Consider the following 8,591-nt stretch of genomic DNA (forward strand, 5'->3'; position numbering starts at 1 on the left):
CAGAACCTCAACCTGCCGTAACTTCGTAACAATCTCCTCCGGCTTTGGTCGCTTGTTGGTCATGTGTTTCCTCCGTTTTCCTAAACATAGCGGAGGACCACTTCAAAGGGGGAGGATCAAGCTACCGAGGCATCATCGTTTCTGAGTTAAAACTAACCCAGAAAGCCGCCCCAACAACCACATCCAACGTTGCCTGCCGGGCCGCCCAGCACCGCCATTTTGGTTTTTTGACGAAGCGAGACCGTGTCCCGAAAGCAGAGGTTCATTATGGTTGCAACGAATTACTTGGACGGGCAGGAAGCGGGAATTCACCGCAGTTTGAACCAAAGGCTACAGTGCGCCCCCAATTTGGTCGTTCGGCGGTTCTTGATCCAATCCCGTAAGCGGACACTAAGTTTAGTTTTTTTCAACGTCAGCAGTGGGCCTTCATCTCCGTCGCTAGAGATCAAATTATAGCGTCCCAAAAGCAGGCATTCTCCGGGAGAGGCCTCCCTCACATGGCTTCGACCTCAAACCGCCAAAAGTACGCGCATCGAAAGAAGGATGCTCTTCCCGGAGAATAATATCCGCAACGCTCGATCAGACAGGCGATGCGTCGCGAGGGCCCCGACAAAGGCACCAATGGCGATGAAGGGCCCCAAGCCCGCAATAGAGCGGTATCGAGTGCCCCGCGCCGGTAATGAGACAATGCCACCCGGCTCGTAGTGACCATGACACAGGCGGTCGAGGTGCAGACACAGAGCTGCATGAGCTGCGGAATATCATCTCCAAGTCCCGAGAAAAGCATCAGGAATGTGGGCACAAGGAAGATACCGCCACCGATGCCAAGCAGACCGGAGGCAAACCCGGCCATCAGCGCGATCAAGATGATCGCTCCGAGCAACAGCAGATAATCAGCAGGCATCACTGGACCGATCCCTCAAGAGCCGGCTCAGCCGGCTTTGTACCGCTTGGCGATGACAGAGCTGCCAAGACTTGTCAGCACCACGGTCACGATCAGCAAGATAAAGGCCAGTGCTGCACCGAAGGGCCAGTTGGAGGCACGGGCGAACTGCTCGTAGACCGCGGGGGCCATCATCTGGAACTGCGGGCCGCCCAGTAAGAGCGGCGTGGCATAGGCATTCATACAGAGGATGAAAACCAGCGTCGCCCCGGCCAACACCCCTGGCAGCGACAGCGGCATCAGCACCCGGAAGAAGGACTGCGCCGGGCGGGCGCCAAGGTTTGCCGCTGCCTCCTCAACCTGTCGCGGGATGCTCTCGATGACCGAAGCAAGGGTCAGGATCATGTAAGGTAGCACGATGCCGACGGTGGCAAAGATCACAGCGCCGGGTGTATAAAGCAGTTGTAGCGGTTCCGAGATGATCCCCAGACCGCGCAGCGAGGCGTTGACTAGGCCGTCGGTACTCAGCAAGGCCAGGTAGCCCGCCGAACGCACCACCCCCCCAACCAGGAGGGGGAACATGGTCAGAATGGTCAGCTTGCTCTTCCAGCGTCCTTCCATCCGGGCCAACCAATAGGCCGGACCATAGGCGAGAAGCGTTGTCAGGACCGTACAGGTCAGCGCCACCACGATCGTGGTCGTCAGGATCTTCTGGTAGTAGGGGTCGGCCACCGCCTTTGCGTAGTTTTCCCACGTGAATGCAGTCTTCATCAAATACAGCGGATCGAAGATGTTGAACGAATACCGCAGCATCAGAAGCATCGGCGCACCCAGCAGAAGAAGCACCAAAATACCTGCCGGAAGAACAAGCTTTGCCATCGATCAGCCCTTGAGAGTGCGGTTCCAGGAATCCAGCATGGAGGCTTGATTTTCCATGATGAAATCGAGGTCCGGTTGCCACAGCCGGTTCTGCTCGGCTTGGGTGAAGCCTATCTGAGCCTCGAGCTCGGGGCTGATCGATCCGTTCTTCACGGTTGGCAGATAGCCCATTTTCTCGGCGAAGGCGGCTTGGGCCCGCGGGTTCAGCAGCGCATCCATGTAGGCCATGCCGCCGTCCGTGTTGCGAGCGTTCTTCGGCACTGCGGCTTCGTAGACCGCCGGGAAAGCGCCCTCTTCGGGGATGACCCAGCCCAAGTCGATGCCGCTCTTGTTCCAGCTATAACCACGCGCCGCCGAGATGATGGTGATCCAGATGTCACCCGAAGACAGCGCTTGGCCGACAGCTTCGGTCGAGGGTAGCAGTTTGGCATCAAGATCTTTCCACTGCTGGACACCTTTCTCTGCCCCTTCGAAGTCCGATAGAGTGCCGCCGTTTGCGATCGCCGAGTAGGCCATGTTTGAGGTGTAGAGGAAGTCGCTGAGACCGATCTTACCCTTGTAGGCCGGGTTCCACAGCTCGGCGATCGACTCCGGCGGGGTGGTGATTAGGTCCTTTCGGTAGACAATGGCATGGGCCGAGTAGATCAGCGGCACCGAATGCTTCTTCTGCAGGAAGGGCAGGATGTTATTGTAGGAGGCGACATTGTCGGCGTTCAGCTCTTCCAGCGCTCCCACCTTAGCGGCGGCATGCATGTCGAAGTCGGCCAGCAGCGCGGCATCCATGCTGCCACGGCGCTGCGTGCGCTCTGTGATCAGCTTAGTGCGGCGCGGCACCGGGCCCGAAACTTCCTGCAGGACATTCCAGCCCGCGGGTTCTAGGATGGCTTCGTCCACGTTCTCTTTAAGCAGGTCCCCGAAGGTTCCGCCCCAGGTGCCGACCACCAGGTCCTTGGACTGGGCGATGCCCGGGCTGGACAGCAACCCAAAGGCAGAGGCCGCCGAAGCGGTGGCGAGGAAGCTGCGCCGAGTAAAACTGGTCATGAAAGTGTCTCCTGTTGGCTTTTTTGTTAGGGGTTGAGGAATCAGTCATTGAGCAGACGTGCGTTGTCTCCGCTCCAATGCAGGCGGACTGGCTCTCCTGTCCGCAGGCTAGCCAGCGCGTCGTCTGGACCGGGTGTTGCCGCAACGACCGTCAACGGCGTCTGGCCGAGCATCACGGTGTATTCGGTTTGCGCGCCCAGATAGAGGATCTCGCGCACAGCACCTTCGACGCCTGGGCCGTCACGGGTAATGTCGATTTTCTCGGGTCGGACCGAGTAGAAGCGCGCGTCGGGCTTTCCGGCAGCGGCCGGGGGCAGCAGCGCGCCGCTGACGGTCTGGAAGCCCTCTGCCTCGACCCGGCCCTCGATCACGTTGGAGCGCCCGATGAAATCGGCCACGAAGGAATCGGCGGGGCGTTCGTAAAGGTCCTGGGCGGTGCCGGCCTGTCGAACCTTGCCTGCTTCCATCAGCACCAGCCGGTCGGACATGGTCAGCGCCTCTTCCTGGTCGTGGGTGACCATCAGCGTGGTCAGCTCCAGCGATTGCTGTAGCGAGCGGATCTCGCTGCGCACCTCGCCGCGCAGCTTCGCGTCGAGGTTGGACAGCGGCTCATCCAGCAGGAAGATCGCCGGGTTCAGCACCAGACCGCGCGCCAGAGCAACCCGCTGCTGCTGCCCGCCTGACAACTGCCGCGGATAGCGGTCCGCCAGGTGATCCAACCGCACGCGCTTCAGAGCCTCCAGGCTCTGGGACTCGCGTTCGGATCTACCGACCTTGCGCATCTCAAGGCCGAAGCCCACGTTCTGCGCCACGGTCATGTGCGGGAACAGCGCATAGGACTGGAAGACGAGCGCGGTGTTGCGGTCGTATGGCGCAAGCTCGGTGACGTTATGGCCGTCCAGCAACACCGACCCCTCGGTCGGCGCGATGAAACCTGCGACCATGCGCAAGGTCGTCGTCTTGCCGCAGCCCGAAGGTCCCAGTAGTGCAACCAGCTCTCCGCGCTGGATCTGCATATTCATGTCCGCGACCGCGACAGCATCGCCGTATTCCTTGCGGATGTTGATTAGTTCGAGCGATTTCATCTGTATTTCTCCGGGCATTCAGACGATGCGGGACAATTTCACGTAGCGATCCGTGATCAGCATCATCGCGGCGATGACGACGATCTGGATGGTCGCAACGGCGGCGAGCGTCGGGTCGATCTGGAATTCCAGATAGTTGAGCATCGCAATAGGCAGGGTGCTCATGCCGGGCCCGACCAGCAGCAGGGTCAGTTCGAGGTTCTCGAAGCTCTGGATGAACGAAAACATCGAGGCTGCGACGATGGCAGGCCGCATCATCGGCAAGGTGACCCGCCAGAAGACAGTCAGGGGGCGGGCGCCAAGGTTCAGCGCTGCTTCTTCGACAGAACGGTCGAGACCCTGAAGGCCTGCGGTCACGACGCGCACCGTCCAGGGAATGGTCAGCAAGATGTGTGCCGCGACCAGGCCGGGCAGTGTACCGACGATATCCATGTCCAGCGCGTTCTGACCCAGCAGGTAGGTCAGATAGAGCGCTGTGCCTGCAACGATACCCGGTACGATGATCGGACCTAGCAGGAATGTCGTGATCGCCTGCTTGGCACGAATGCTGCTGCGCACCAGGGCCAGGGATGCGGCAGTGCCGACAGGCACACCGATCACCGAGGCGATCGCAGCCACCTTGAAGCTGACGATGAAACCGCTGAAAAACTCCTCGCGCCCGATCGCATTGCGATACCATTCGAGCGAGAGCCCACTTGGCGGGAAGGAAATGATTGCATCGCGGAAGACCGAGGTCACCACTATTAGCAGCACCGGCAGCAGCATAACGGTATAGGCGATGAGAATACCACCGCGATAAATTAGTCCGGTCAGTCGCATGGCGCGCCTTTCTTCGTATTAGTGCTCTGGAAGCAACAGAAAAAGCTGTCTGCGACGCCTTGCAGGGCCACCAGCGCATCGGCATCGAAACTTCCAGCCCGTCCCATCAGGTTCACCTGACCGACGATCTTGCCGGTTTCCGCGCGCACCGGCAGGTTGACGATTGCATCCGCGCCCAGGTCGAGAATGCTCTGGGCGTCCGAGAAACCGTCCCGTAGCGCCGGGGCGCCCTCGGTCAGCACCGGGGTGCCACTCTCCCGCACACGCACCATGGTCGGCGCATCGGAAAACAGTTTAGACCCGGAGCTGGCGAACACTTGAGCATGGCTGCTGTAGATCCGCACCGCCTTGTCGCCCTTGTATTCTAGCGCCGTCAGAGCACGGATGTCAGCCACCGCCGCCAACGCCGGAAACAGGTCATCAAGAGCACGGTCGGCGATCATGCCGCGACCTCATCCCGAACGACCGGCAGGTCCAGCCGCGTCCGCGCCAGATCGACCGAGATCCGCGCCATACGACCATGTGGCACCTTCTTGAAGTGATCGGCATCTGTGCCGGCAATGGACAGACGCAGACGGCTCCCCTTCGACAGGGTCCACGCCGTCGGCAGAAGCGGGATGCGGATGGCTTGCCTCTCTCCCAGGGGCAGAGGCTCCGCGCTCTCACGATGGAAGGTGCGATAGGGCCAATTGATGCGAATGTTGGCTGGAGGCTCAGCCTCGGTGCGGAAGATCGCGCGCAGCACACCCTCGGTGACATAGCGCTCGGTCCCGTTGGCCTCGACCTCGGTGAGATAGACGAAAAGACCTGTATCAGGGGCATCGAAGGTGGCGTGGAGATCCAACAGGGCATGCCCGGCGATGGTTGTGTCCTCTGACAGCACGGCACTGTCCCAGCTCAGCATGTCGTCCGTGCGCCCCTGCCAATCGTAGTAGTAGTTCTGCGAGTCCATACCCGCGATGCGCTCGTAGCGAGTTTCGAACCCGGTGCGGGTATGAGGCACACACTGATAGTCGATCGTGCCCTCACAGGCCATTTGCGCCAACTCGCCTGCCACACCGGGATAGAGCTGAGTCTGTGATGGCTGCGGCGGCCAGGTTTCGGCATCAGCCCAGGCCTCTTCGTGCATGGCGAAGTATGAAACCGGCTGTTCATCCTTCATGCCCGTATCGCGGCCCATCAGGTAGGTATCGAAGAACCTCAGCACACAACCCAGTACCGAGAAGCCAGGATCCTTCCGTTTCCGCCAGGGTGAGACATCGATCCGTGCCCCGTGATCCCATGGACCCAGCACTAGGTGGTGCGGGTTCTTGTCAAGCGTCAGGAAACGCGCGATGGCGCCGTTGGCATAACCGGCCCCATCCATCCACCCCGAGAGCGACAGGATGGCCACGTCTTCCCGGATGCCGGAAGCATAGGAATAGGGGCTGATCGACGCGCTGCTGTAGCCGGGGTCATAGGGCAGCCCTTCCTCACGATAGGCGAGATCGGCCATGAAGTCCGTCTGGCGGAAATTGGCCTGGTGCTCGGCCACGGCGGCGGCAAGCATGCAACCGTCGGCGTCTTCGTCCACTGGCTGCGGGCCTTGGTAGTCTGGGTGGGCGTAGTACTTGTAGTCCTTGAGGTAGGCGCGCTGATCTAGGTCGAGAGCCTTCATCAGATTGTCGTATAGCAGCGTGAGCGAGGTGCACTGCATCCCGCCCGGGAAGTAATTGTCAGCATAGGTGTCCCATACCGAGAATAGCGGCGCGATGGCCTTGACCGCCGGGTGACCCGTGGAGGCCAGAAAATCCGACGCCGCCCCGAGGTAGGAAATCCCCGTTGCCCCCAGCTCTCCGTTGGACCAGGGTTGCGAAATCACCCAGTCTGCAATCTGGGCACTGTCCAATCTTTCCGAGGGAGAGCGGAAGCCGTCGCGCGTGCCGAAGCTGGCGCCGGTGCCACGGACATCGACGACGACCACCGTATAGCCACGCTGCACGAAGTAGTCGCTGAACTTGGCGGTATTGGGGTTGGCAACAGCATCCGACCCCACGACGAGCTTGAAGCGCCGGAAATAGGGCGTGAACAGAAGCAGCGTTGGGAAGGTCTCCCCGTCGTCCCCGTCCTGCGGGCACCAGACATCCACTGCGATCCGGCAGCCGTCACGCATCGTCAGATAGCTGGACTGCGGTTTAGACGGCAGGCTGTAGGGCACCACGCGTTCAGCTTCATATGTGGAAACGCGGCTGTTGAGGTCTGCTTGCTTGGTCATCGGGGTTTCCATAATTTGTCTTGGATTCATTACAGCTCAGAACTCCCAATTGCGTAAAGTGAATATTTTTTCAATTTAGTTACTATTTACGCAACTATTTGCGTAACTATCGCCAAGATCACAACAGCAGGAGGCGGAGCCATGCCACTCACCCAGAGATCCCTCGAAGCTTTCCGCGCCTTTGTCGAGACCGGCTCAATCGTCGGCGCCTCTGATCGGCTTCTGCGATCGCCCGCACAGGTAAGCCGGCTGTTGTCCACCCTGGAAAATGAACTGGGCTTCTCTGTGCTGACAAAGCACGGCCGTCGGTTGCGCCTGACGCGGGAGGGAAAAGAGTTTTACGCAGAAACAGAAAGGGTTATGCAGGCACTCGATGATGCAGAGCGTCGTGCCGACCAGATCCGACAAGGTCGCAAAGAGCATTTGCGCATCCTCGTGGCCCCCTTCATCTCTCATGCGGTGATCAACAAGTCGCTGGCCCGGGTCATGGAGCGGCGCCCCGAGATGACCGCCCAAATCGACGCCCGCGTTCGTCTGGATATCGACCTCTGGGTGGGGCGGGAAACCTTCGATCTCGGCGTTGCTCCCCTGCCCATCAAAGCCGGTGCGTTCGAGGTTGAGCCCTTTTTGGAATTACCAATGATGGTCGCCATGCACCCAAATCATCCGCTGGCTGCACGAAAATTAGTCACTTTCGAGGACTTCATTGCGCGCCCGATCGTCTCGACCCACGCACGTTCCTTGCTTGGGCAACACCTCGAATCGTTGTGCAAGCGATACGGCAAGCGTTTGGACGTTCGCGTTGAGGCGCGCAATGGCGTGATCGCCTGCCAAATGGCTGGCCTGAACCTGGGCTGCTGCCTGACCGACCCCTTCGTCGCGCTGTCCAGTGGTGTCGACTCCCTGGTGCTGCGCCACTTCGAACCCCAAGGTCTCTTGAGATACGGCTTCCTTTATCCGAGTTGGTCCAGCCGCACAGAGATCGTGGAAGAGGTGGCCGAGGAGATCCGCCAGAGCACCTCAGCACTCGCAGCCACTTTGTGATATGTGAGGTGCCGCTAGTTACGAGCTGAAAATACTGCCCGACGGCCTTAAGGGTCTCTTCATATCGAGCCAATTGCTTCGAAAATTCATCCCCAATCAAGTTATTGCATGAACAGTGCGTCTCTGCTTGTGGCGAATAGTACTGATCAGCTGTTGGAGTACACGCGCGAGATTGCGACTTGTGCGGAAGCAGCATGCCGCAACACAAGATGTCAGCTAAATCCAATCGGAGCACGTAAGTCGACAGTTCGCTTACGGCCCCTTTGGTTCACGATGCTCGCCTATCCTTCCAACGGCCAATAGTGGCCGAAGGAGTATGGAAATGGGAATTGCACAATACGATCCGGCCGCGCTCGGAAGGCCTGCATGGAATGCAGGTAGAATGGTCCGCGTCAAGAAGCCTCTCAAGCAACGCCAGATCTGGGCGATCCGCTTTTTCCTAGATCGGGAGGGACGGATGCGCGACCGGCGCTGTTCGATCTCGCAATCGACAGCAAGTTGCGCGGTTGCGATCTAGTGAAACTGAAGATCGGAACGCTGGTCACTGGACCGGCGATACGCACGCGCGCCATGGTAGTTCAACAAA

8 protein-coding genes and 1 pseudogene are annotated in these 8,591 nt (G+C 59.6%); 2 read left to right on the forward strand and 7 right to left on the reverse strand.

Annotation, left to right across the window (positions count from 1 at the left end; translation table 11 throughout):
* Positions 1–493: 493 nt before the first annotated feature.
* Genes V6575_RS23070 through V6575_RS23100 form a run of 7 tightly spaced genes read right to left on the reverse strand, consistent with a single transcriptional unit; the run spans position 494 to position 6,961 of the window.
* Positions 494–904: a TSUP family transporter gene (locus tag V6575_RS23070; protein WP_340277846.1), complete on the reverse strand. Its 411-nt coding sequence runs from the start codon at positions 902–904 to the stop codon at positions 494–496.
* Positions 905–931: 27 nt separating this feature from the next.
* Positions 932–1,762 (reverse strand): ABC transporter permease, encoded by an 831-nt coding sequence (locus tag V6575_RS23075; protein ID WP_340277848.1) that lies wholly within the window; start codon positions 1,760–1,762, stop codon positions 932–934.
* Between the two features lie 3 nt (positions 1,763–1,765).
* Positions 1,766–2,803, reverse strand: a complete 1,038-nt coding sequence (locus tag V6575_RS23080) for an ABC transporter substrate-binding protein (RefSeq protein ID WP_340277850.1) — start codon at positions 2,801–2,803, stop codon at positions 1,766–1,768.
* A 41-nt stretch (positions 2,804–2,844) separates the two neighbouring features.
* On the reverse strand, positions 2,845–3,888 hold the full coding sequence (locus V6575_RS23085) for an ABC transporter ATP-binding protein (RefSeq protein ID WP_340277851.1): 1,044 nt from the start codon (positions 3,886–3,888) through the stop codon (positions 2,845–2,847).
* A gap of 18 nt (positions 3,889–3,906) precedes the next feature.
* The gene (locus V6575_RS23090) at positions 3,907–4,707 is read right to left on the reverse strand and encodes an ABC transporter permease (protein ID WP_340277854.1); all 801 of its coding nucleotides are present in this window, start codon (positions 4,705–4,707) and stop codon (positions 3,907–3,909) included.
* The gene (locus tag V6575_RS23095) at positions 4,698–5,150 is read right to left on the reverse strand and encodes a hypothetical protein (RefSeq protein WP_340277855.1); all 453 of its coding nucleotides are present in this window, start codon (positions 5,148–5,150) and stop codon (positions 4,698–4,700) included. The genes V6575_RS23090 and V6575_RS23095 overlap by 10 nt, the downstream gene beginning before the upstream one ends.
* Positions 5,147–6,961, reverse strand: a complete 1,815-nt coding sequence (locus tag V6575_RS23100) for a CocE/NonD family hydrolase (protein WP_340277857.1) — start codon at positions 6,959–6,961, stop codon at positions 5,147–5,149. Before V6575_RS23100 ends, V6575_RS23095 begins: the two co-directional genes overlap by 4 nt.
* A 141-nt stretch (positions 6,962–7,102) precedes the next feature.
* Here V6575_RS23100 and V6575_RS23105 point away from each other — a divergent pair, with 141 nt between their 5' ends.
* Positions 7,103–8,005, forward strand: coding sequence for a LysR family transcriptional regulator (locus tag V6575_RS23105; protein WP_340277858.1), 903 nt, complete (start codon positions 7,103–7,105; stop codon positions 8,003–8,005).
* 322 nt (positions 8,006–8,327) lie between these two features.
* A pseudogene (locus tag V6575_RS23110) lies at positions 8,328–8,591 on the forward strand (integrase); the annotation flags it as partial.

The sequence above is a fragment of the Roseibium algae genome, assembly GCF_037783265.1.
Taxonomy (GTDB): domain Bacteria; phylum Pseudomonadota; class Alphaproteobacteria; order Rhizobiales; family Stappiaceae; genus Roseibium; species Roseibium algae.

Excerpts from the sequence above, each read along its gene's own strand:
- V6575_RS23090 (WP_340277854.1), bottom strand. The coding sequence starts at position 4,707 with ATGCGACTGACCGGACTAATTTATCGCGGTGGTATTCTCATCGCCTAT.
- V6575_RS23070 (WP_340277846.1), bottom strand. The coding sequence starts at position 904 with ATGCCTGCTGATTATCTGCTGTTGCTCGGAGCGATCATCTTGATCGCG.
- V6575_RS23105 (WP_340277858.1), top strand. The coding sequence starts at position 7,103 with ATGCCACTCACCCAGAGATCCCTCGAAGCTTTCCGCGCCTTTGTCGAG.
- V6575_RS23100 (WP_340277857.1), bottom strand. The coding sequence starts at position 6,961 with ATGACCAAGCAAGCAGACCTCAACAGCCGCGTTTCCACATATGAAGCT.
- V6575_RS23085 (WP_340277851.1), bottom strand. The coding sequence starts at position 3,888 with ATGAAATCGCTCGAACTAATCAACATCCGCAAGGAATACGGCGATGCT.
- V6575_RS23075 (WP_340277848.1), bottom strand. The coding sequence starts at position 1,762 with ATGGCAAAGCTTGTTCTTCCGGCAGGTATTTTGGTGCTTCTTCTGCTG.
- V6575_RS23080 (WP_340277850.1), bottom strand. The coding sequence starts at position 2,803 with ATGACCAGTTTTACTCGGCGCAGCTTCCTCGCCACCGCTTCGGCGGCC.
- V6575_RS23095 (WP_340277855.1), bottom strand. The coding sequence starts at position 5,150 with ATGATCGCCGACCGTGCTCTTGATGACCTGTTTCCGGCGTTGGCGGCG.